16 protein-coding genes are annotated in these 25,113 nt (G+C 45.4%); 6 read left to right on the forward strand and 10 right to left on the reverse strand.

From position 1 onward, the window contains the following. Positions 1 to 159: 159 nt before the first annotated feature. From arsC to NSQ38_RS20120, 6 genes are all read right to left on the reverse strand, one after another. Positions 160 to 579, reverse strand: a complete 420-nt coding sequence (gene arsC, locus NSQ38_RS20095) for an arsenate reductase (thioredoxin) (protein ID WP_339783787.1) — start codon at positions 577 to 579, stop codon at positions 160 to 162. A gap of 38 nt (positions 580 to 617) precedes the next feature. Further along, positions 618 to 1,919 carry an arsenic transporter gene (locus NSQ38_RS20100; protein ID WP_339783788.1) on the reverse strand — a complete coding sequence of 434 codons (1,302 nt, stop codon included), beginning with the start codon at positions 1,917 to 1,919 and terminating at the stop codon, positions 618 to 620. A gap of 67 nt (positions 1,920 to 1,986) precedes the next feature. Next, positions 1,987 to 2,313, reverse strand: coding sequence for a metalloregulator ArsR/SmtB family transcription factor (locus NSQ38_RS20105; RefSeq protein WP_339783789.1), 327 nt, complete (start codon positions 2,311 to 2,313; stop codon positions 1,987 to 1,989). A 141-nt stretch (positions 2,314 to 2,454) separates the two neighbouring features. Next, entirely contained in the window at positions 2,455 to 4,923 is a 2,469-nt protein-coding gene (locus tag NSQ38_RS20110) for an FAD-dependent oxidoreductase (protein WP_339783790.1), read from the reverse strand. Continuing rightward, entirely contained in the window at positions 4,920 to 5,234 is a 315-nt protein-coding gene (locus tag NSQ38_RS20115) for a metalloregulator ArsR/SmtB family transcription factor (RefSeq protein WP_036615511.1), read from the reverse strand. Before NSQ38_RS20115 ends, NSQ38_RS20110 begins: the two co-directional genes overlap by 4 nt. A 240-nt stretch (positions 5,235 to 5,474) precedes the next feature. Further along, entirely contained in the window at positions 5,475 to 7,289 is a 1,815-nt protein-coding gene (locus tag NSQ38_RS20120; protein ID WP_339783791.1) for a family 43 glycosylhydrolase, read from the reverse strand. Positions 7,290 to 7,570: 281 nt separating this feature from the next. On the opposite strand from NSQ38_RS20120, the gene NSQ38_RS20125 reads away from it, so the two are divergent. From NSQ38_RS20125 to NSQ38_RS20150, 6 genes are all read left to right on the forward strand, one after another. Then, entirely contained in the window at positions 7,571 to 8,932 is a 1,362-nt protein-coding gene (locus NSQ38_RS20125) for an alkaline phosphatase (protein WP_339790614.1), read from the forward strand. A 164-nt stretch (positions 8,933 to 9,096) separates the two neighbouring features. Then, positions 9,097 to 9,924, forward strand: coding sequence for an AraC family transcriptional regulator (locus tag NSQ38_RS20130; RefSeq protein WP_339783792.1), 828 nt, complete (start codon positions 9,097 to 9,099; stop codon positions 9,922 to 9,924). Between the two features lie 108 nt (positions 9,925 to 10,032). Then, positions 10,033 to 12,057: a beta-galactosidase gene (locus NSQ38_RS20135; protein WP_339783793.1), complete on the forward strand. Its 2,025-nt coding sequence runs from the start codon at positions 10,033 to 10,035 to the stop codon at positions 12,055 to 12,057. Positions 12,058 to 12,071: 14 nt separating this feature from the next. Continuing rightward, positions 12,072 to 13,505, forward strand: a complete 1,434-nt coding sequence (locus tag NSQ38_RS20140) for an alpha-L-fucosidase (protein WP_339783794.1) — start codon at positions 12,072 to 12,074, stop codon at positions 13,503 to 13,505. Positions 13,506 to 13,886: 381 nt separating this feature from the next. After that, positions 13,887 to 14,327 (forward strand): CBO0543 family protein, encoded by a 441-nt coding sequence (locus tag NSQ38_RS20145; RefSeq protein WP_338586856.1) that lies wholly within the window; start codon positions 13,887 to 13,889, stop codon positions 14,325 to 14,327. Positions 14,328 to 14,434: 107 nt separating this feature from the next. Continuing rightward, positions 14,435 to 14,905, forward strand: coding sequence for a ferritin-like domain-containing protein (locus tag NSQ38_RS20150; RefSeq protein WP_339783795.1), 471 nt, complete (start codon positions 14,435 to 14,437; stop codon positions 14,903 to 14,905). 124 nt (positions 14,906 to 15,029) lie between these two features. Here the strand turns inward: NSQ38_RS20150 and NSQ38_RS20155 are convergent, their stop codons facing one another. The 4 genes from NSQ38_RS20155 to NSQ38_RS20170 all read right to left on the reverse strand — a co-directional run bounded on the left by NSQ38_RS20155 (position 15,030) and on the right by NSQ38_RS20170 (position 25,043). Further along, on the reverse strand, positions 15,030 to 15,920 hold the full coding sequence (locus NSQ38_RS20155) for a cation diffusion facilitator family transporter (protein ID WP_339783796.1): 891 nt from the start codon (positions 15,918 to 15,920) through the stop codon (positions 15,030 to 15,032). Between the two features lie 338 nt (positions 15,921 to 16,258). Next, positions 16,259 to 21,400: a hypothetical protein gene (locus NSQ38_RS20160; protein WP_339783797.1), complete on the reverse strand. Its 5,142-nt coding sequence runs from the start codon at positions 21,398 to 21,400 to the stop codon at positions 16,259 to 16,261. Positions 21,401 to 21,585: 185 nt separating this feature from the next. Then, complete coding sequence (locus NSQ38_RS20165; protein ID WP_339790617.1) at positions 21,586 to 22,794, reverse strand: GDSL-type esterase/lipase family protein; 1,209 nt, start codon at positions 22,792 to 22,794, stop codon at positions 21,586 to 21,588. 17 nt (positions 22,795 to 22,811) lie between these two features. Continuing rightward, a complete protein-coding gene (locus tag NSQ38_RS20170; protein WP_339783798.1) occupies positions 22,812 to 25,043 on the reverse strand; it encodes an FAD-dependent oxidoreductase in 2,232 nt (743 codons plus the stop codon). Positions 25,044 to 25,113 lie beyond the last annotated feature (70 nt).

Consider the following 25,113-nt stretch of genomic DNA (forward strand, 5'->3'; position numbering starts at 1 on the left):
AATCAAATACCGTCCTTGTCATCACTCTATGTTGCTGTTATGGGTAAGTCAAAGAACCGTTTCTGAATGAAACGTTCATTTTTTTTGAACAAAAAAAATGCCACTCATCGTGGCATTCTCTCGGTACGCATTCAATTATCCTGCTCAGGCAGGTTTGTACTATTTTCCAGTTTCAGCAAATGTTTTAATGCGTTCCCCGATCTGGTCACAAACCCTTTGGAATACAGCCCATTTCTCTTCATCTGACCCTTGCGCTTTGGCAGGATCATCAAATCCCCAGTGTTCCCGCTTCACATGTGGTGGTGTCATTGGACATTTATCTGCGGCATCCCCACACAACGTGACTACGAAATCAGCATTGTTCAACAACTCTGAATCAATGATGTCCGAGGTTTGAGTCGAAATATCCAGATCAACTTCGTTCATGGCTGCAACCGCTTTTGGATTCAGACCGTGGGCCTCAATTCCTGCGCTATAGATATTCCAGTCCTCACTCAGATATTTCTTGGCCCAGCCTTCGGCCATTTGACTCCGGCAGGAATTGCCTGTGCACAGGAAGTACAGTGTTTTTTTACTCATGTTCATCGTCTCCTCGTTGTTTGAATTATAGATTGCTTTTATAAAATGCTTAACCACAGATACAGACCCACTAGCGTAATAAACAGAGTCGGAATCGTGATTATGATACCTTTCTTGAAGTAAGTACCCCATGAGATTTTGACACCTTTCGTGCTAAGCACATGAAGCCAGAGCAGCGTCGCCAGTGAACCAATCGGGGTAATCTTGGGACCTAAGTCCGAGCCAATAATATTGGCATAGATAAGCGCCTCCCGAACCGTTCCTGTAGCCGTTGTTGCATCAATGGCAAGCGCATCAATCAACACGGTAGGCATATTGTTCATCAGGGATGAGATGATTGCCGCAATAAAGCCCATACCCATTGTTGCAGCGAATAATCCCTGATCAGCCACAGCCTGAATGACAACGGCCAACAAATCGGTCAAACCTACATTACGTAGACCATAAATCACGACATACATACCGATGGAGAAAAATACGATGGCCCAAGGTGCTTCTCTGACAACTAATGCAGTCGGTACAGCAGAACTCCGGGAGGCCATGATCAGGAAGAATATCGCGACAACACCTGCCACAAGAGATACGGGAATTCCGATAAATTCACTGGTAAAGTATCCAATAAGTAGAACCCCTAATACCACCCATGACAACCGAAACATCTTCATATCCTTAATGGCAGTTACCGGAGGTTTTAATTCACTGGCATCAAATCGTTTGGGAATACTCTTGCGAAAAAAGAGATACAGTACACCGATACTCGCCGCCAGTGAGAACAGATTTGGAACAAACATCCTTCCCGCGTACTCCATAAACGTAATACCAAAGAAATCGGCAGACACAATATTGACCAGGTTACTTACAACCAGCGGTAAGGAAGTTGTATCCGCAATAAATCCGCTGGCGATAATAAATGGAAATACTTTTTTCTCATCAAAATTCAGTGCACGTACCATAGCTAGAACAATCGGTGTCAGAATCAGTGCACCTCCATCATTGGCAAAGAAAGCAGAAACCACCGCTCCCAGGATGGAGACGTAAACAAACATCCGTACACCATTGCCATGAGCGGCTTTGGCCATATGTAAGGCAGCCCACTCGAAAAATCCGATACGATCCAGAATTAATGAGATCAGAATGATTGCGACAAAAGCAAACGTGGCGTTCCATACGATCTGTGTCACATCCCATACATCTTCCAAATTGACCACACCGACAAGTAAAGCAAGGATTGCTCCGCCGCAAGCAGACCAACCAATGGACAGGTTTTTAGGCTGCCAAATAACGAGTACAAGTGTAATCAAAAAGATGATGCAGGCTAAGAGCGTAGAAAACAAAACCATACACCCCCTTCCAGTTCGACTTAATTTATATTTGCATATAATGATATGCTTATATATTAATCAAAAATTAATTACATACTGAAGTAAAGTTTTCTTTATTTAACGATTTAAGAATAGTTGCTGTATCTGGCATCAATTCCAGGACAGATGTAATATAGGGTGTATTCTCTACATTTAAAGAGTAGTATACCCACTGACCACTTTTATTTTCTTTAACCAGACCTTGATCCTTCAGCTTGCGCAAATGTTGACTAATTCCAGGTTGTGACATGTCTAAAATCTCTACAAATTCACACACGCACCATTCACGTTCTTTGAGGAGTGTAAGGATCGTAAGGCGTGTTTTATCACCCAGCAATTTAAGCTTATCTGCTACCTCTTGCATAGAATCCATAGCACTTCCTCCTTCAATCCATATAAGTGTATGCTTATATTATAATAGCAAAAAAATGAAGTCAATGTTTACTTGATGATTAAGCCCAAAAAGCGTTGGTTCGAATTCGAATCAACGCTTTTTGGAATTTGTGATCATTTTTTAAATAAACAGATTATGATTTGCTTGTGATGCTTGTCCAAGATAATAACCTACACCACCAATTTTGACTTGGTCTATTAATTCTTCACGTTGGATACCCATTAAATCCATGGACATTTGGCAGGCAACAATCTCTACTCCTTGTGCAATAGCGCTCTCAATCAATTCCTCCAACGAAGGCACATGATGTTTTTTCATCAAACCACGGATCATTTTCGGGCCTGCTCCGAGCATATTCATTTTGGACATGCCAAGCTTCTGGCTACCGCGAGGTAACATCTTATCAAACATACGACCGATCATGGTTTTGGATAACTTCTGCGGTTGCGGCTTACGAATAATACTCAATCCCCAAAATGTGAAAAACAGGGTTACTTTCCGTCCACTCGCTGCTGCCCCATTTGCAATAATGAGTGAGGCGATCGCTTTATCCAGATCACCACTGAAGACAACCATCGTGCTGGCAGGATCGCTGATGGGGGAATCCGATACGGGTTGTGTTGTATTTTTAACAATGACGGACTCAATGGTACCGCCTTTCATTCTTTCCAACTGCAAGATTGTGGAACCCGACATCGTGGCCCATGCTTTGACATCTTCATAGAAGCCTGGATCGGAAGCTTTCACGCGAAGGGTTTCCCCGTTCGAGAGTTGATCCATTTTCTGCTTCACTTGTATTAGCGGACCAGGACAACTTAATCCACATACATTCAAGTCATGATCAATACGTTGCGGCTGTGTTGAGTCAGTGGGAATAGACTTTTTTTCCTTAACGTCCACCGCAGGATCATGATGATCTTGTTTTGCAGCAGTAAAAGGAGCAGGCTTAAACTGGGCTTGACGGTATGTTTTATAACCACCACTCAAGTTTTTCGCGCTAAAACCATGCTGGCGCAAAATTTGCGAAGCGGTGTAACCACGTAAGCCGACTTGACAGTATAGCCAGATTTCTTTGGATGGGTCTAATTCATCTAACCGTTGACGAAGCTCATCAACTGGAATAGAGAGTGAACCGGGAATATGACCATTTTGATGCTCAATTTCACTGCGAACATCCAGAAGTATCGACTGCTCCGGCTGACGATCAGCCAGTTGATTATAGGTGAACGTCTGAACACGTCCAGTGATCATATTCTCTGCTGCATATCCAGCCATATTTACGGGATCTTTGGCAGAAGAATAAGGTGGCGCGTAACTCAGTTCAAGCTCTGTCAAATCGTGGACATGTCCTCCGAAATGAATGGCTACAGCAATATCATCAATTCGTTTATCCACTCCATCATAACCGACTGCTTGTGCGCCTAAAATTTTACCTTCCGGAGTAAACAGAAGTTTAAGCGTAATTGCGCTTGAACCCGGATAATACGATGCATGAGAAGCAGGGTGTACGATAACGGTTTGATATTCCACACCGAGACGCTGGAGTGTTTTCTCATTACTTCCTGTTGTGGCTGCGGTCATTCCAAAGACTTTGATAATGGACGTACCTTGTGTTCCTTTATAGGTAGAAGGAAGCCCTGCGATACGGTCGGCAACAATACGTCCTTGTTTGTTGGCAGGTCCGGCAAGTGGAATTGTTGCCTTCGTACCATGAATGGTTTCCGTTACTTCGATGGCATCCCCAACAGCATAGATATGTGGCACACTGCTTTCCAAAGCTTCATTTACGATAATATGTCCACGTGCACCCAGCGAAACGCCGCTATCTTTCAAAAAATAGGTGTCCGGCGTTACGCCTATCGCAAGAATAACCATGTCAGCAGTCAGCGTATCACCATCCGCAAGTTCAACCCCTATGCCCTGCTCCAAATAATGGAATCCCTGAACACGCTTGGAAAACAGCAGGTTTACACCATGATTCTCCATTTCCTGTGCCAGTGCGGCTGCTAACTCGGGATCATATGGTGTGAGTACTTGTGCGTTCCCCTCAATAAGCGTCACATCCAGACCAGCTTCCTTTAGATTCTCAGCCATTTCTACGCCGATAAATCCACCGCCTATGACGATCGAAGACTTGTTGTTAGAAGAACTTACCTGTTCTTTGATCCGATCAATATCAGGAATACTTCGTACGGTATAAATTAGTGGATTGTCCTTACCCGGCAGATCGGGAATCATCGGTTTTGCACCTGGTGACAATATCAACTCGTCATAGCTTTCTTCATATGCACCGCGCTCCTGGGATTGTATCTTAACCACTCGCTTCTGCGAATCAATAGCTACGACCTCACTTCTTGTACGCACATCGATACGAAAGCGATCTGCCATCCCTTTTGGCGTCTGCACCAGCAGACGCTCTCGATCATCGATTGTGCCACCTATATAATAAGGTAAACCACAATTGGCAAATGAGATATAGGGTCCCTTCTCAAAGATAATAATCTCGGCATGTTCATCCAGACGGCGAAGACGTGCAGCTGCAGAAGCACCTCCAGCTACACCGCCAACAATAAGTACTTTTTTGCTCATGATTCACAATCATCCTTTTCAAATAAAGTTTTAATAATCTGTTCAACCCGTTGATCGGCAAGCACATAGTTCACTTCAAGTCCATTTCGCTCCGTAGCAACAATACCTGCACTACGAAGCTTTTGGAGGTGTTGTGAGACTGTTGATTGGGGAAGATCCAGACATTCCTGCATATAAGAGACATTACATTTTTTTTTCATCATCAGTCCCCGAACAATGCATAAACGAATGGGGTGAGACAAAGCTTTGAGCAGATTAGCTGGTTCATCGAACTGTTTAATGTTATTGCTGTCAAAAGCGGGAGTGTTCAAAAGTATTCCTCCTAAATCGTTATATCGTAATAATACGATTTATTGATTCGCCTGTCAAATGTATTCTGGAATTAATGCGTTCAATAAGTCGCATACCCTCTCAACCCTACGGTTTTGGCTGGTTTCAGGTGGAAGATAAAAATGATAAAAATGCCTGCAAAAACCGCTAAAAGCGACATTTGACAGGCATTCATGTTGTATCAGGCCTTTATAGATAGCGATTTAATTAAACGTCTTATATTAGAGTATAACAGGCTGGATCAGTCCGTCCTTACCAAACAGAAGTGGGTCCATACATATTTCGCGGTGATATCCCTTACCGGAGGAAAATCTGGATAGTGGCGTGACAAAACGGTGATAGGCAATCTGGTATTGACCCGTTTCGGAATCATTAAATATACAGTGATGACCTGTACCCAGCATGCCCTTCTCGACATTTTTGCTCAGAATCGGGTATCGATAGGTAACAGGACCGTACAATTGCTCTGACGTACCGTAATTCACATGATAGTCTTCACTACCTGTATCGTCACAGGACCACGTAAAATGGTATAGTCCCCCCTGCTTTAACACAGTTACCGCCTCACGAAAATCATGCAAGCCCACCAGGTTGCTCATTGTGTCCTCCACGACACTTATCATGTCTTCACCGAGCTCCACAATGGCAGCATGTCCATTGCCAAATAACAGATACGGTTTTCCATTATCATCGACATAGATAGAGGGATCAATCGCTTGTCCCATGGTAATGCCCAGACGTTTCAACTGCTCCATTGTGATTAAAGGCTGCGACTCGGCCAGGAATGGACCAATCGGTGTATCTGCTACAGCAACGCCAATGGCACTCTCTCCGTTCCGCATTTTGCCACAGAAATAAAAATAGAACTTTCCGTTTCGGCTGGCAATTGCCGGCGCCCAGGCATTACCGGTTGCCCAGGCAACATCCTCTGTTCCCAGATCAAGGATCACGCCTTCGTCTCTCCAATGCTTCAGGTCTGAAGAAGAAAACACCTTAAACTGTGTACCCGACCACCCCTCGAAACCATCAGTCGTCGGATACATATAGTAACGATCCCCAAACTGTGCGACATCAGGATCGGCATATTGTCCAGGAAGCACCTGATGACCATCCCCGAAAGCAGCGAGAAGCCGGCTGCACTCCTCAGCTGTGATTGGCAGGACACTTCCATGACGCTTTTGATTCGTTCCCATATCAAAATCATCATCAGGGACGATTCGGAATTCTCCGCTTCCCAGATCTGTAGTCAACAAAGGAAGATAACCCTTGCCTTCAGCAAATCGATCAACAATCAGGCACCATTCCTCCCGGTCATTGAATTTAAAGATTTGAGGTCCCTCCACACCTGCCACAGCCTCCAGTACTGGGGATTGCAGCGTAACAAACGCCCCTTTGTCCAGAGAGTCACCTTTTTCTACCCGTATGTTTTTGGTTGTTTCATCCTTGGAGTATCGATAGTAAGAGCCAGCTGAAGGAAGAATCGTTGTATCAATAATATGATTATCCCGTTCAATGTATTTTTCCGATGCCGAGAACGTACGAAAGTCTTTTGTACGAGCGCTGTATATTTTTTGTTTTCGTTCTTGCTCCTGAGGTTCCTGCGTCGCAGAAGCCCAGAATACGAGAAACTCATCCGTTATTTCATCATACACAGCTTCAGGTGCCCAGACACATCCAGCCCCTTCAACACCTAGTGAGACGTTCCATGGGGATGACCAGTTCACGAGATTGCTGGATTCCCATACAATTACATCACGGCTCCCGGCATTAACGGCATGAGTCCATCCTTTGCCGCTTGCGATGCGGAGATCCGTAGCAATCAGATAAAATTTATTTTCCTTGACTGAACGAACCAGAAACGGGTCCCGTACCCCCTTTTCTCCAAGGTCGGAAAACAGCACAGGCGAGCCGCCATTAAGATCCTTCCAGTGAAGACCATCCTCGCTATAGGAGAAATAAACCTGCTCTCCGTCTGGTTGTTCGCCAATAAAATGTACAAAGAGATACCCATCATAATTTGGAGTTGTTTTGGTCAATGGTAAAGAGCCTCCTGAAAATGAAATTGTTCTTATACTAACAGTAATATAAAAAATGAAAGCGTTCTACTTATGTTGTATCATACTTCAAAAATAGCGGAATGAGTATATTTTTGTAATCTCGTATGTTGCAAAGAATTAACACAACGCCTTTATTTTACCTTAGGTATACAAAATTCTTGGTTTTCATTTACAATTAAATGCTAATCTTCTTAATGATGAACAAATGAATATAGATTCATGCATTCATTTTTGTTGTTGAGACATTATGAGGAGGAATCATTGTGAAATTATCCAAAAGAGTATTACCAGCGGTAGCGCTGACTCTGGCTGTATCGGCTTCTACTCTCTTGTCTGCCGGACAAGCAAGTGCCGTTCAAGCTGTAAGTGTGGAGAAAAAACAAATCAAGAACATCATCTTCCTCATTGGGGATGGCATGGGGACCTCTTATACTTCCGCCTACCGTTATATGAAAGATGATCCTTCAACCAAGGGCATGGACAAAACCGTATTTGACCCTTATCTGGTTGGAGCACAAATGACCTATCCGGAAGATGATAAACAAAATGTGACGGATTCCGCTTCCGCAGCAACGGCCATGTCGGCAGGTGTAAAAACCTACAATGCGGCCATTGCGGTTGACCCTGAGCAGAAGGAAGTCAAAACCGTACTTGAGCAGGCAAAAGAAAACGGCAAGTCCACCGGACTCGTGGCTACATCGGAGATCACTCATGCAACACCAGCTGCATTTGGTGCCCATGATATCAGTCGAAAAAATATGGATGCAATTGCGGACGATTATTATGATGAGTTGATTAATGGCAAGCATAAGGTGGATGTACTTCTTGGTGGAGGTAAATCCAATTTTGTACGCGAGGGTCGTGACCTGACGAAGGAGTTCCAGAAGGCAGGATTCAGCTATGTGACGGATCGTTCCTCTCTCCTTGCTGATAAGAATCAACAAGTGCTTGGACTATTTGCGGACGGAGGTCTGGACAAGTTGATTGATCGTAGTGCTGCAACTCCATCATTGGCTGAGATGACCAATACAGCGATTGATCGTCTCAGTTCGAACGACAAAGGATTCTTTTTAATGGTCGAAGGTAGCCAGATCGACTGGGCAGGACATGATAATGATATCGTTGGCGCAATGAGTGAAATGGAAGATTTCGCAGGAGCATTTCAGGCAGCTATTGATTTTGCCAAAAAAGACGGTGAAACACTTGTCGTAGCTACTGCCGACCACTCCACGGGCGGACTTACGCTCGGAAAAGACGGAGAGTATAACTTCTACGTAGACCCGATCAAAGCTGCACTGCGTACGCCTGACTTCATGGCAGCACAAATTGCAAAAGGTGCTTCGGTTGAAGAAACACTGAAAAGTTATCTGAAACTGGAGTTGAAGCCGGAAGAGATTCAATCGGTGAAAGAAGCAGCCAAAAGTGCGGACGTAACAAAGATTGATAATGCCATTGAAGCAATTATTGATAACCGTTCATATACGGGCTGGACAACAGGTGGACACACAGGTGAAGATGTTCCGGTCTATGCCTACGGCCCTGCAAGTCATCGCTTCGCCGGTTTGATTGATAACACAGATAATGCCAAGATCATATTTGATATTCTCAGCAAGCATCAGTAATTCGATAATAATTCAATATTTTAGGATCAACCCTTCTCTTCTTTCATTCTTAGAGAAGGGTTTTTTTTCATTTCTGAGGTTGTCACTCTACATCAAATGAAACAAAACAACATGATCCGTTATAATTAAAAAAAAGATATAAAAATGAAAGCGGTTGATAAACCATGAAACATTACATGAAGCAGATGCTTGTCACTAATCTGGACCGTACACTGCCGATCTATTTGGAACAAACCGGTTATAACGAATGGCAAGAAGAATTTGATAGACCTGATGGCTATCATTGTTATCACTGGCTGCAAACGACAGGCGGTGAAGGGCAATTCGAATGTGCGGGGAACACGATGACACTTGGGCCTAACCAGGGAATTCTATTGCCACCTCATGTTCCGCACCGTTATTACACATCGTCACATCCCTGGTCTACTTGGTACATCACATTTAGTGGTGATTTAGCCCCTACGATCATCTCTTCTCTGGGATTGGCCACATCCAAGGTCATTCGTTGGGAAGGCGATTCCAGGCTATCGAGAATTCATAACACTACCAGCCGATTGGCGAGGCGGCAGTCCGAATTCAGCGGAATGGACAGCTCCACGTTTGTGTATCGATTTCTAATGGATCTGAAACGTTACGGACAAGTGGACAACCAACGCTCTTATTCCCAACAATCCTCGCGACTGGCACCCTTGATTCGATTCATGGAGGAGCATTTTCATGATGCCTCAATCGGCTTGGCTGATCTGTCGGAATATGCAGGCTTAAGCTCGCAGCGGCTAAACTACTTGTTTCGCATGACGACTGGAATGAGCCCTTATCAATATCTGATTCAACTGCGAATTCAGAAAGCGAAGGAACACTTAATGAACAACAAACATATGACCATCAAAACCGTTGCTTCTCTCGTGGGATTTCTGGATGTGAGCCATTTTGTCTCTACCTTCCGAAAATTTGAGAATATTACGCCTCAACGTTTTCGTGAACTTCATTAATCAGTTTCATTTTATTATATGAACTTCATTTTTTATTATATATATTATCCGATCATCAGCTATTAAAATAATTGATATATTTAATATTTTTATATGGCGGTGATCAGGATGTTATATGCAGGCGCTAACTACCACCCCCACGACTGGCCGCGCGAACGCTGGCAGCATGATATCGACTTGATGCGTGAAGCTTCGTTTACAATCGTTCGACTCGGACATTTATGCTGGGACAGCTTCGAGCCATCCGAAGGAAACTACACCTTTGCATGGTTTGACGAAGTCATGACCTTGTTTGAGAAAGCGGGTATTCAGGTCATTCTGGATATTGCGACCCGTCCGGCTCCGAGTTGGCTGCACAGAAAGTATCCCGAAATTTCTTTGAGTGCTCCGAGCGGCCTTCGTATGGAAGCGCAAACAAGATATATGGAGGATGTCGGTCATCCAACCTTTCAAGAATACGCTTATGATTTTGCCAGAAAACTCGTCATGCGCTACCGACATCATCCGGCCCTTTATGCTTTCGGATTATGCAACGAGCTGGGCTCCGGTGCTCCATCCTATTCCAATGCGGCCCGGGACCGATTCGAGGTCTGGCTTCGTAATAAGTATGCAACGGTCGAGCAGCTTAATGAAGCTTGGACTGCACAGCGCTGGTCCCGTAAACTGAACAGCTTCAGTGATGTGGTCCTCCCGATTTCGGGACAGGTCAAAGGTGCGCCAGAACGCCTTCTGGATATGGCACGTTTTTACTCCGATGAGACGTTGGCTTATATGCAAGGATTGAGTGACATCGTGAGGGAATTAGCTCCAGACGTCAGAGAAACAACGAACCACTGGTCGGAAAATCCGGGCTACGGTTTCGATTATCTGAAGCAGTACCGGGAAATGATCGACTTGCCGGGCATTGGCTTCTATCCCGGGACCAATCCGGAAGATAAACAAGCGCTAACTGCTGCGTGTTTCTTCATGGACCATCGCATCGGTGAGTTGGATCGGCCGATCTGGTGTCTGGAATTCCAGACTGGGGACTTTGGCGGCTACGCTTCTCCACCGGGAGCGATGCGAATGTATGCGTACCTGTCTCTGATTCACAGAGCGCAGGCCGTCTGTGCTTGGACCTGGCGCACAATGCTGGGTGGCGAAGAGCAATATGTGTTTGGTCTTGTGGATCATGATGGCATACCCGGCTGGAAATATGATGAATTTGCACGTATTGCACAGGAATTCAAACGGTTGCAGGATCTGGATATGCCAAGAAAAACGAACCCGGACATTGCCATTGCTTACTCCTTCGAGACACTGAAGGTTATGGCGGGCAACCCAAGCTATTACAAGACCGACTATACGGGGCAGGTTTTGCAAGCTTACAGCGCTTTGGAACAATCCAATCTGGATTGCAACATCGTCAATCTGCGCAGCCTTCATCAAAACTACAAGCTGATTATCGTACCCGGACACGCGATCATGGATGAAGAATCGGCTGCAACACTACGGGCTTTTGTTGAACAAGGGGGTACCGTGATCATGACGGCTTATTCTGCCAAAGTCACTGCGAACAATCAGGTATTTGATACTACCCTACCTGGAGGCTTGAGTGATGTATTCGGCATCCGCTGTGGTGCATTTGTTCGAACGCGGAGCCATACCCCTTGGGAGAATGCCGGAGGTTTGGAAAAAACCGAGCTTGGCCTGGAGCGTGAGAAGCCGGTCATCGTCATGGATTCGGAAAACATTCAGCCGGATATCGATTATTATGAGATCCTTGAGCCGCGTACCGCGAGCGTCATCGCCAGTTTCACGAATACACGTGAGTCTTCCCCGGCGGTCACCTGCAATAAATACGGACAGGGTCAGGCAATCTATGTGGCCTTGCCTGCCAATACAACGTTTATGAGTGCGCTTCTGCATCGTGTGTATCCAACACTTGGTATAGCCAAAGGTCCCGCCACACCATCTGGTGTCGTGGCTCGTCATCTGGACAACACAAATACTCTCTATGTCAACACAACAGGCAAGTCGCAGACCGTGCCCCTTCAGGAAACGGCAGTTGGTATCCTGTCAGGCCAGACCATGGTCTCTGAGTTGAAGCTTGAGCCCTATGATGCTGAAATCATTCAATTCATTTCATATTAAAGGAGATGTTACTCATGAGCCACTCTATTCAGACTCTTGCCAATATCACCCCGTCCGACCGTCAACTGGCCTGGCAGGAGCTCGAATTTTATTCTTTTATTCATTTTGGAATAAATACATTTACAGATAAGGAATGGGGATTCGGTGACGAATCTCCTGCCCTCTTCAACCCTACCGATTTTGATGCCAAGCAATGGGTGGAGGTATGCAAATCTTCAGGAATAAAGGGGCTCATCCTAACCTGTAAACATCACGATGGTTTCTGTCTCTGGCCAAGCGCATATACGGAACATACCGTTAAGAGCAGTCCTTGGCGCGAAGGCAATGGTGATATGGTAAAGGAAGTCGCTGAGGCTTGCAGGCTGGGTGGTCTGGCATTTGGCGTATATCTATCCCCGTGGGATCGTCATGACCATCGATACGGAACCTCCGAATACAATGAATATTTCAAGCTGCAGTTGCGTGAACTGTTGACCTCCTATGGAGACATCTTCTGTGTATGGTTTGATGGTGCCTGCGGTGAAGGACCAAACGGTTTGAAACAAGTATACGATTGGGATGGCTACTATGAAGTCATTCGCGAACTGCAGCCAGGTGCCGTCATATCCGTATGTGGTCCGGATGTGCGCTGGTGTGGAAATGAAGCAGGACATACACGGGATTCCGAGTGGAGTGTTGTTCCGGAGGAACTCAGGGATTGCGAGAAGATTCAGGAGGCTTCGCAGCATGTGGATGATGGACAGTTTGCCAAGCTTGCTAACTCTCGCGACGAGAATCTGGGCAGCCGTGATGCTGTAGCTGGAAAGCAGGTTACCTGGTACCCTGCCGAAGTTAATACTTCGATTCGGCCGGGCTGGTTCTACCACGCTGCTGAGGATTATCAGGTTAGAAGTCTTGAGAAACTTCTCGATATTTATTACAAGTCCGTTGGCGGTAATGCTACGTTTCTGCTAAATTTGCCTCCGGACCAACGCGGCAGAATTCATGAGAATGATGCCAAACGGATGCAAGAACTTGGCGATCAACTTCGCGCTACGTTTCGCCATAACCTGGCCTTCGGAGGACACGCCACTGCATCAGAATCGCTTGATGAGAAACATGATGCCACGCGTGTGCTGGACGGGGACAAAATGACGTATTGGTGCCCCAACGAAGGAACCGAACACGCCGCCATTGAGCTTGATTTATTGGAAGAGCATACGTTTGATACAATCCTGCTTCAGGAGCATATCCGTTCTGGACAGCGCATTGAGAAACTTCACATCGAATATCTGGATGGCGAGATATGGCGTGATCTGTACGACTGTACCATCGTTGGATACAAACGGATTTGCCGCTTTCTCCCTGTTCGAGGAAGGAAGCTCCGCTTGATCATTGAAGAATCCAGATGGTGTCCGACATTATCTGCTGTTGAAGTCTATTTAAGTCCTCAAGATTTGAATAAATAATAAAAAGGTCGCTTATCCTTGTTGGATAAGTGGCCTTTTTGACGTTCGGACACACACATGCCTGTTCCGAGTTTGCTAATATGCATTATATCCCATGGAGTTGGTTAACTTATACAAACCACTTGCATTGAAAGGAGAGAAATCCGATAAATGCAGTTAACGATTGGTTAAGGCAGATTGCCCACAACTACATTCTCATTGTCATTGCTGCGGTGCTCTTTTTTGCAATCAAAGCCGTCATTGGATTCTATACGTACAAGCATTATGATAAAAAATTGGATGCACTTACAGATAAGGTGGATCGTCTTCTGGAAGAGAAGACAACGGAGTGATGCGGCTTATTGTGAACTATACAAGTAACAAGCTTTGGAGGAAAATTGCATGTTAGGAAACATTTTGTTAGGTATGGTTATTCCCATTATATTGGGTGCATGGATTTTGCGTCGGAACTTTACCATCTTTATTCTATATTATCCACTTGGTGTGGCTGTAGCAGCATGCATCAACAATATCGGGTTTAATTACTTCTGGAATATCCTTCCGAATACTCATAATCAATCCTTTGCTGCTCTTCCAATGGATCTTGGAGTCTATCCAATCGCCGGCTGCCTGATGATGTATACGATTTTAGAAAAAGGTGCCAAGCCATGGTTGGCGATCCTTGTTGCATCCTTGTCGCTGACATTAATCGAATGGGTTGCCAAAATAATGGGGCATGTCATTTATTTTAATGGATGGAACATTATTTGGACCTTTTTGTCATACCTCCTGCCATTTGTTATTGCTTATGGTTACAGTAAAATATTGAGGTATACCAAGTAAAAGTGCCACTGAAGCTTTCGATTAATAAGACGGGACTGAGTATATGGGTTAACGCTGATAGGCATACGTGCATACCCTAACTCATATTGGTCTTGGAGGGATTCGTAATGTATGTGACATATCCGTATGGTTACAGGTACACTTTTACTCCGGTATGGGCAACATCATCAGCCGAAGCACTTGAATTAATCAAAACGGCTGTGCAAGGAGAACGAAACGATGAGCTGTTCTATGATTCACTGATTCAGTTGTCACCCGATGCCAATCAGGCTGCCATCATCAAGAGCATCCGTAATGATGAACGAGGACATAATCAAATGTTCCGCCAAATGTACAAAGATCTGACAGGCCAGGAGATTTCGGGTGTAAGCAGTGAGCCAGTTGAGACGGTCCCCTCTTATCTTGCCGGATTGCAAAAGGCGTTTCAGGGTGAATTAGCCGCCGTGGAGAAGTATAGAAAAATATGGTTTGGCCTCCCTTATGGCATATATAAAGACACGGTGTGGGGAATCATCCTGGACGAACAGAAACATGCGGATAAATATAACAATCTGATTACCTACAATTTGCCGAGATAATCTTGTATGGAATAAATAACGCGCGGATTCTTTTTAAAGATGAAAATTGAAATCAACAAAAACCAGTGAATGAGTAAAGCTCACTGGTTTTTTGCTTTGACGAGTCTCTCTTAATATAAGCTTGCTATCCAATGCACTCTTCCAACATATCAGGTTCCACATGAACGTGAACAGTGTACACGTCATGCTCCTCCATCAACTCGTTCTCTACGTCTGTACAGATATCGTGTGCTTGTTGAAGGTCCAGGCCAGCATGGACCGTTATGACAACGTCTACTACAACGTTATTGCCATAGTTCCGCGCTCTCACGTCTTTAACCGTCTCTACGCTGTCGATGCCGGCAATCGTCTTTTTGTACTCCTGAATCAGTTCAACATCAAAACCATCGGTCAGATGGTGTGTGGCTTCCTTGAAAATGTCCCAAGCGGTTTTGCAGATGAGGAAACCTACGATGACAGCCGTTACAGGGTCCAGCCATGGGAGGGCGAACTGGGAACCCACGATCCCAATGACCGTACCGGTGCTCACCCAGGCATCGGAAATGTTATCACGAGCCGCCGCCATGACCGCCTGACTTTTAATACGTGTAGCAAGTCTCTTGTTATAACGATAGACCAGATACATGATAACTGCGCAGAAAATGCCTGTGTACGCAGCGATGATATCCGGAGATTCATGTGTACCCTGAAACACAGAACCAATGGCTTCAAACAGTACTTGTAAACCTACTGCCATCATAATGAAAGAAGCAACAAGCGATGCAACGGTCTCTGCTCTCCAGTGACCATATGTATGATCTGTGTCGGCTGGGCGTTGGGCAAGCTTCAAACCGATCAGTACAGCTATTGAGGCCACAATATCGGTGGCATTGTTTAATCCATCCGCCTTGAGCGCTTCTGATCCGGCCATATTACCAACGATCAGTTTTAATACGGTCAAACATATGTAGGCGATAATGCTGATGATAGCTCCGCGCTCTCCCAGCTTTAGGTTATCGTATTTAAGTTGATCCACATGATATCCTCCTGCAATCTTCAATTCAAGCACGTGTATGATAGTACCATTGAAGATTTGTGTGGGTCTAGAGAAACGTTTTGAGTGTGACGAAACATAATCTGAAAGCGGCAATTTTTTTACGAGCATCCAAAAAAGTTGGTTTTGGCAAACTTAAATGAATAATGGGGGGGAAGAGGAAGTTGGCCGATTGCCTTCCCTTGTAACCACACTTTATTGCACTTAGACATAAAGAGCCGAATGGATCGTTTTGATCCACTCGACTCTTAGCGTTATTTTACAATAATTTGTATAACATCACTTACCGTTGTTCCACTTCCATTCATAATTCACTGCCCTCATTCAGAAAGTGTCGGTTCAACTGGCTCCTCATTAGCAAGCAGATCCGAATCATCAGAATGCCGTTCGAACATAACTGCGTCAGCCCTCGTATAGATCATATCCGCAGGAAGTGTTGGCGGGTCTACCGTTGTAGGCGTAACTCTGGTTAACCGGACATACTCGCTGCCGTCACCTGTAAAGTCGAACGTTCCCAGATTAACCCAACCTGATGAGCCGACCGTTGCATCGATATAGGTGACCTCGGTACCCGTTTTATGTTTCACTTCTACTTTGACATTGTTATCGTTTGCGGTCGTATGGACGAGTTTATAGATTGAGACCGTATATTTCCCCTCTGGAAACTCGCCTTTCCACGTTGCTGATGATCCTTGAACTGTTGAATAGCGGGATTTAACCCCAATTTTGTATCCTGCTAAATTGCTTTGGCTCCAAGACCCTTCTGTCGTGTATAACCCTGTTGTATTTGTACTATCGACGATAACCGTTAGGTCCCTGATCGTGATATTCAAAGGTGCTGTGGTTAGGGTCACACCGTCAATCGTAACAGTAGCCCATACCTCAATGTGATCCGTGTCTCCATCAAGATTAAGAAGGGTCAACACCCCACTGCTATTCACTTCGGCCAGATCCGTACGATCAACGAAATACTGCACATCAGCCTGTGTAAGATCACCGATCAAACCGTTATCTAAATAACCGGTTACGCTCAGTTGTGCGGTTTGAGTCATCTGCAGCTCGTTCCGATCGGACATGATCACAGCAGACTCCAATTGCGGTATCCTGTTTGGGTCCACCCACATGATTGCATCGGCAACGACTCTGGACTTGTTGGCCTTATTGGTTAGTTCTACGTACCCGCTATCGCCTTCAGCAAAAGGATAATCCCCCAGATGCACCCAAGTACCATTCGCCGTTGTCTCATCAACTGTAACCGTTTCGGAGCCTCCGTTATGATAAACGGTAAATGAGACATTTGTTGCCCAGTTTTCACTCGCAGCAGTGATTTGCGGAATCTTATAATACACACTGTAAGTGACACTTTCTGGCAGCTCAGGCCGCCATCTCATTTTGCTTGTCGCTGTGCCGGTCGTAGATTTGGCATACACATAGTTATCATAATAATAATCGTTAGCCGTCGTATCCCTTATCCAGACGCCTTCTGTCTCCGCCTCTGTATTATCCACAATGATGGTTGAACTATCCTGCCCATCGGGTTGGACTGGAGTTTCCGATACCTTATCCGACAGATAGAGTGTCCGTTTACGGGTCTGTTTCCCCTCCGATTCCACGTAATACGTGAAGGTTTGGGATAAATCATTCACTCGTATCGACCATTCCATCGGATAGATCGTATCTGGGACGGTCGTATAAGTAGCGCCGCCATCCAACGAATAATGGATTGTCGCTGGTTTCGTTGTTTTGGCCTGCACATAAGCATCATAAGCCGTTTCGTCGGGCTTAACGATCAGCATGCCTTTAATCGCATCAATTGGACTGTGTGTATCAAAGAAATAACTGGCATCCGATGTATCAGCCGTTCTGACCTGATGCAGCGGTACATCAATATCAAGTCCCTCTACAATGATCGCAGTGATTCCCTTGCCTGAAACCGTAGCTTGAATGATTCCACCACTCATAACCGTTTGTTCTGGTGTACCATTGTCACGGATGATCGTTACGGTGTAATCTTGTGCCGGGTTGAATCCAATGATATGTTCATTTAATTCAATTGGAGTCTGAACTTCTTCTGAAGATGCATTGCTTAACCCGATGTAGAATTTATCCCCGCTCTCACCCGTTATCCAATTCAATTGAGGATGGTTGGTCTTAATAATCCCCTTGGGCATCCATAGCCAAACGTCGGAGTTACCATAAAATTGACCTGGTTTATTGCCATAGAGGTGATATTTGAACCATAAAAAATTCGTTTCAAAAACGGAAGGAAACGTAATGCTCCCGTTTGATTTCAATGATTGTTCGCTGATCAAATAATCCATCGTTTGCCCGAGTTGCCCCGGAATATGGTGATAATAGATGGATGTAGCCCCGCTTGGGCCTTCCAGAGGAAAATCCGGTTCAAGTTGGCTAACAGCGAAGCCTTTATAGTAATAACCTGGATAACTGGAATATCGTCCAATAACCGCATTATGAGCAATATCCTGCAACAGTTCATCCCCTGTATAAAGCGACAATCTCAGCATGAACGGAGCTTCCTGAGCATTCATCCGATAATAGCCGGTTGTACTTCCTGCTTCAAACGTCAATCCGCTCGGTGAAACCAGCCAACTCGCAGCTTGAACACCTCCGGCAATATCTTCGGGAAGCTTAAGCCTAGGATATTGAAATTTACCACTTTCCGGCCAATGGAACGACTCCGCATAATTATATGTCTCCGGCTGCGGAATCGTAACGTCACCTTCAGGAACTGGACGAGCAACGAACATTGTTGCATAGCGTTTGGCTTCCTTATAGGCGGCATTCAAGTATTTGGGATCCTGCGTTTCCTCATATAGCTCCAAGATCTCCATCCACAGCTTGCTATAATAATAAATGAACTCATTTTTACTCACATCGACGGATGCAGGCGTATCGATATGTTGCGTGATATAACTGTCGGCTGCATCTTTCGCAGCTTGCAAATACTGCGCATCTCCCGTCATCCGATACATCATCAGGGGCTGAATAACAGGCCCACGGTCTTTCTGATCAGGATCACGCACGAGGTATTCTTCTTGTGCCAACGCCCCAATCCCTGCCGAAGTGCCCATCATCTGATGAACAGCGGCTACACTTGAAACATCAAACGGCAGAGTAGCCATTTTCCATAAGGAAGGCACACCGTATACTTTCTTCTGCGTTGGCGACCAACCAATACCATTACGCGATACGCCATACTGGACGGACGGCAGTGCTCTCGTATCGTAAAGCTGGTCGTCCCCAGTTAAATAATAAGCTCCCAAAAGAACCGCATTTGAGCTTGTTCGAACGCTGTCCTCGTTTTCGATATCAATAAAACCCTTGGCACGGCTCCACCACCCGCTGGGTGATGGGACATAATTAACAGAGTCATCTCCTTGCGGCTCAATCTTAAGCAAATCGATCATATTAAACATCGCGTCAGTAAGCGATTTATTTGAAACATTTTCCCGGTATGCTGAATAATCGTACTCATTGCGTAGAATATCCACGTAGGACTCATATAGATTGCTTTTTTGAGCGATAAGCCCCATATGAAATTGATACGTGCTTTCTGCGGTCATTTGCGAATAAGTCCCTAATTGAGGCGCATACAGGATTGGCTGAACGCTGCCTTCGTTGTTGACCAGGCTCATGCCAAGTCGTTGTTTCGTAACACCTCCCGTCGGTTCAAATTCAACCGGAAGCTCTGTCGGAGGTACAAATACGCCATAGGTCAATGGATTTCCCGCACCATCATTTTTCTCAACCAGGCTCATCGGAGCGCTCAGCTCTCTTAAACTTGTTGATTCAACCGTACCTACCATTTTGGCATGTGACCTGAATCCATTTAACACTTCATTGATGCCCGTGACTGCCTCTGTTGTGAAGGACTGATATCCAATGACATAATTGCCGTCGCGGCGAGGCGTAAAGGCAAAAGAGACATCTGGTTTATCCCCTGCCATGGACCAGTTCACTTCAAAATCGTAATCATTGCCATGTGTAGAGTCGGTTAATACCGCCGTCTGGGTGTCGGGAAAATGGACCCCGTCGAATGTAATCCAGCGTTTGTTCATCGTATCATAGTAATTGGTTCGGCTCCCCGCATTCCCGTCCAATAAAACCCATTGTTCCTCAAGTCTTTCCGATTCATTATTGATTGGAACCCAGTTCCCTGTCTCCGTGTTTTTGTAGAACATGTCACGAACGATGGATTTACCTTCATCCCATGCTGCCTCATAGAAGGTTGCCTTGTAATTAGCATTTTCGATGCTGCCTTTCTCTGTGTAACTTAGATTCGCTAAGTTACGGCTTCTTAGCGGGGGAAGCGGTGGTGCTTGTTGACGGATATTCCCCTCGAACTTGACTGCATCAGCCCGCGTAATAATTGTACCCGTAGAAGGTTGCGTTCGAGTCAGCCTGACAAATTCGCTATCATCACCACTAAACTCATACTCCCCCAGATCCACCCATCCAACCGATGGACCTGACGAAGGTCTAAGATCCATAAACTTAACATCCGTAACCCCGTTATGAACAATCTCAATTTTCACATTACTATCTGCTTTATCCGCCCAATCCAGCTTATAGAACGATATTCTCGCCGTCCCTGCTTCCAAGCGTGGATTCCAGGTGATGCTTCTACCTACAGCGTCTGTAAATTTGGAACTGGAATTATTGTATCCCTTCACTCCTGCACTTGTCGTCCAATAAGGAGCGGAGAACCCGTTACTGACGTTTCCTGAATCAACAGTGACGACATTATCAATTGTAAGGCTCCCATCATCAATGATAATTGTCTTATGTGGCTCTTTCTGCTTTATATTCCCTTCGAACTTGACCGCATCCGCGCGTGTAAGGATCGTGTTTGTGGTGCCGGTAGACCGGGTCAATTGAACAAATTCTTCGCCAACTCCAGAAAAATAGTACTCTCCCAAATCAACCCACCCTGCTGGAGCACCAGATGAGGGTCTTAGATCCATAAAGACTACATCCGTTGTTCCATTATGAACGATCTCAATTTTCACATTGCTATCTGCTTTATCTGCCCAGTCCAGCTTATAGAACGATATTTTCGCCGTTCCTTCTTCCAAGCGTGGATTCCATGTTATCGTCCTGCCTGCTGTACTTGTATATTTGGTGCTGGAAAGATCATACCCTTTCACCCCTGTGCTTGTGGTCCAATTAGGAGCCGAATATCCATTGTTCTCGTTACCTGCATCAGGTGTCACATCATCATTGATCTTGATACTCCCGTCATCGATAATAATTGTCTGATAAGGTAAGGTCTCCGCATAAGCGGTCCTTATTCCGATCAGGCTGAAAGGGACTACGATCGTCAACATGAAAACAATGAAGAAAAACAGCTTCCTTTTGACCATACAATTCACAGCCTCTCCTTGTAATGATAACGCTTCCATAAATGCATTGCCTTTTGCTCGAATGATCGTAAAAAGCACTTAACCTTATCCTTCTGCCTAAATCCCGTTCTGTCGTTTCATCTTAGCATGTTACGTCACGGTGAAATTTCTTTCATTTTAAGAATTTCTTATACGATTTTAAGTAAAGTAAAAAAAACCTACATCCTAATTGATTGCTCAGTTGCAGCCAAATAGAATATAGGTCTTCCAAGTGAACCAATCAATTATAATGGCGGCTGCACCAATAACAACTTTCCAAGCTGAATGACCGTTTGATCATACCAAGCTGGATGCTGCCGAATATGCGCCATACTTCGTTCATTGCCATTAGCTTCAAACACCGACGCTTTGTCAGTCTTCTCGTGATCAATCTCGAAGCGAACGGTATGTTTCCCATTTGGTAGCTCTGGCAAGAAAACATATTGATTTCGATTATGATCGTTATAGGGTGTGAATCGATCAACAAGGAAGGGTTCCCCTCCATCTACCGACACCTTCAATCTGCCAGAATCCGGCCCCCCGATATCAAATAAGCCGATGTGGGTTCCCTCAAACTCCACTGTGATCGCCTCTCCGGGATCAACTGCTCGCCATAAACCGGGGAACAACCAATCATACTCACGCACTAAAGGAAAATCATCAGGGGTCATGTAAGACCACCCTGCGGAAAATTGAGTAAGATGATCCAGTGGCAGCATGCTTGCATACTCCCAAGGATTGGAAGGGACCAAAGGATCCTGCGGTAAATGATGTTCCACTTTGCCCATGTGACCTTGAAGCTTGCTCATTTTCTCAAATGACCGTGTGATGGTATCTGTGTAAATCTGATGTCCTTCGGGAATCGTTGGATGGATCGAATCATGCGTGAAAATAACGGCTCCGGGAATGGCCACGTCTGCCCTTGAGGTGAAAATGAGCTTTCCATCCGAAACCAATTGACTGACCGCTACGCCCAGATGAATGGAAGGAATGCCGTAATAGTCGGCGATTTCCTCTTGCATAAGAGCGCCCTTCTGGTATTCGCCGGATTGAAATGAGGTCAAATCCCGCTCCTTAACCGTATATACAAACAGGATATCGGTAAACCGGTTCCGCTTGCGAATCTGTCGGACAATGCCTTCGATCCGCGCCTTGGATTCGGGAACTCCGCCATCGTTGCCAACAAATTCAACAAACACGAGATCAGGCTGATGATGCAGTACATCTGTTTCCAAACGGGCGCAGCCGAGGTCCGATCCTGTCCCATCAATGCCTGCGTTCACAGCGCGGATATCGGCATGGGGATATTGCTCCCGCAGCCACTTCGCCGTCATGACCCTGTATCCTGCCGAACGTGTATTACTACCGCCGAAATAGACGATGGTCACGGTTTCTCCATTTTCCAACTTCTGAATGACATTAGGTAGCCCTCTTCGTGGGAAAAATTCCTTCATCACGACTTCACCCGCCCTCACTTAGCGTTTTTAGGAGCAAAAAATTTTACAGCAAACACTTCATAATAAGGCGAACCATACGTTGCACAGAAATCAAACCGGATTTGGGTTACACCTTTTGCATGCACTTGATGTTTATTCAACGAAAGATAATTCCCGCGGACTTTAATTTCGCTTTTGGTTCCGTCTTCTAAGGTTAAGGTCACATCATAATCTTGAATCAACGACTCGATTGGATCGTCGAAATGCTCCAAATTCAGCTGCGAATTAAAAACAAGATGGATTTCATCCAGATTCTTGGGGCTTGCAAAACCAAATTCCAACCATTCCTGTCCTTCCGTACGTTCCGAAATCCAGCTGTTCGGCAAACCATAAGGTCTGGAAAAACCGTTGACGACAATTGCGGGATTATACATATCCTGGGATGGTATCAGGTCTTTGAAGCAAATGCTCTTATTAAGTTTCTTCAGCCTGGCAGGCTCTTCCGGTCTATAAAGGAAGCTAACCGCTCCAGTCATTTTCTCTTCATTGCTGTGTACAGTGAGGTCCGCCGTACCTTCCAATACGATGTAGATTTTGTCGTCTTCTGGCTTCTTACAGCTGAGGTCCAGTGTAATCCAGTCATCGTGACCCGCTGAAATCACTAAGTTGTAGCCCTTCAGCTCGCTGGTGGGAATATAGTTTTCCTTCCGATCACCGCCATACAACTTCACTTGCAACGTTTCCGAATGCTCGGATCTATTTTTAATTTTGATCTGCACGCTTTCAACCAGAGATGTCTGGATCGGCAAGACCAAACATAACGCTTTGTCCAAGGAGACCTCTTCGGTTGGATGAAGTTGTTCATAGCTTCGCTGAGACGAGGCACGAATCGTTAAGCCGTCTGCGAAATAAGGATCTAACGGCTCTTGAAGCCCTACAATCGTTTGCCCGTCTCGAAGCAGCTGCGCCTGAAGCTCACCCATATGGGCATTGACTATGGATGCGGGGTCTGTCTCATATTTTGCGCATAATACAGCAGCCGTTCCTACCGCCTGCCCCATACAACCACAGGTTGCCATGACCCTTGTAGACCCAAAAGCCACATGAGTAGCGCTTATATTACGGCCAGCGAACATGAGATTAGGAATATTGCGTGAAAATAAGCTGCGGAACGGGATATTATACAATCCCGGCACAAAATTCCACGCTGTAGCCGGCCCCTCATCGTAGATGCCTTTATTCGCATGCAGATCCATATACCAGCCTCCCACGGATACCGCATCTTCGAAATGAGGCTTTGCTGTAAGATCGTTCTGAGACAGCATGTGTTCCCCTATAAAACGTCTCGACTCCCGCTTTCCCGGAATCGGGCATACATAATCCAGGATGAGATTGTCTACATCATCAAACTCACCGCTATTTTTGATATAATCCCATATCCCGTACACCAATTTCCGCAGTTCCAAGGCGATGTCTTCATTATTCTTGATAATATCCATATGTCCGCCGTATTCCAGCCACCACAATCCGCCAAGCCCGTTGATTTTCCTTGGAAAAGACCGATGGTTTAATCCTTTTCTGATACTATCAAAAAACTCCAGCTTCGTAATATCATACGCAAAGCCTGGCCTTTTGTAAGGAACGGCATAGTCTACGTCACGGGCTTGAAACAGAATCGTATCGCCCATGGTGTAATGATCCGCCACTTCTGGAGCGAGCTCCTCCTTGTATTCATGCTTCGCCTCTCTTCCCCATCGGAAGTGAGCACCTGCTTGGTACCCAACAATTCCATCCCCGGAGCAATCGATATAGGTAGGGCTTTCAAAACGAAATTTTCTCTCTGAAGCCAATTGAAGGCCCTCCACCCATTTGATTCTGCCGTTCTCCATGCCCGTTTCATGCACACATGTATTCAGAAATAGAGAAATGTTGGGCTCATCATACACCATGTCGAGCAAAACCGTATCCGAAAGCGAAAGCATAAGTTTTTTGTTGTATAACGGATTATAATGAAAGATCTTCAGCTTGAGTTCTTCCACCAACCCGCCTTCGCGAGCATAATAGGATGGACTGTTTCCAAGATATGCCGACCCGTTGATATGAACTCTGACCTCGCTGCTCGCATTTCCCCCAAGCACCGGCCGATCATTGATAAGTGAAACCTGTAGCCCTTGGCGTGCGGCAGCAATGGCAGCACATATCCCGGCAATTCCTCCACCTATGACGGTTACATCTGCTTTCATAAGCTCCATTTTGATAACCTCCATGATTAGATACTCCTATCATGGTAATGGTTTTGGTCCGTTTTTTTTTACAGGATTTCGCGAAAAAATCATA

Source organism: Paenibacillus sp. FSL R7-0313, from assembly GCF_037969885.1.
Taxonomy (GTDB): domain Bacteria; phylum Bacillota; class Bacilli; order Paenibacillales; family Paenibacillaceae; genus Paenibacillus.

Coding starts and splice junctions, on each gene's coding strand:
- arsC (WP_339783787.1), bottom strand. CDS start 579: ATGAGTAAAAAAACACTGTACTTCCTGTGCACAGGCAATTCCTGCCGG.
- NSQ38_RS20100 (WP_339783788.1), bottom strand. CDS start 1,919: ATGGTTTTGTTTTCTACGCTCTTAGCCTGCATCATCTTTTTGATTACA.
- NSQ38_RS20105 (WP_339783789.1), bottom strand. CDS start 2,313: ATGGATTCTATGCAAGAGGTAGCAGATAAGCTTAAATTGCTGGGTGAT.
- NSQ38_RS20110 (WP_339783790.1), bottom strand. CDS start 4,923: ATGAGCAAAAAAGTACTTATTGTTGGCGGTGTAGCTGGAGGTGCTTCT.
- NSQ38_RS20130 (WP_339783792.1), top strand. CDS start 9,097: ATGAAACATTACATGAAGCAGATGCTTGTCACTAATCTGGACCGTACA.
- NSQ38_RS20135 (WP_339783793.1), top strand. CDS start 10,033: ATGTTATATGCAGGCGCTAACTACCACCCCCACGACTGGCCGCGCGAA.
- NSQ38_RS20140 (WP_339783794.1), top strand. CDS start 12,072: ATGAGCCACTCTATTCAGACTCTTGCCAATATCACCCCGTCCGACCGT.
- NSQ38_RS20145 (WP_338586856.1), top strand. CDS start 13,887: ATGTTAGGAAACATTTTGTTAGGTATGGTTATTCCCATTATATTGGGT.
- NSQ38_RS20150 (WP_339783795.1), top strand. CDS start 14,435: ATGTATGTGACATATCCGTATGGTTACAGGTACACTTTTACTCCGGTA.
- NSQ38_RS20165 (WP_339790617.1), bottom strand. CDS start 22,794: ATGAAGGAATTTTTCCCACGAAGAGGGCTACCTAATGTCATTCAGAAG.
- NSQ38_RS20170 (WP_339783798.1), bottom strand. CDS start 25,043: ATGGAGGTTATCAAAATGGAGCTTATGAAAGCAGATGTAACCGTCATA.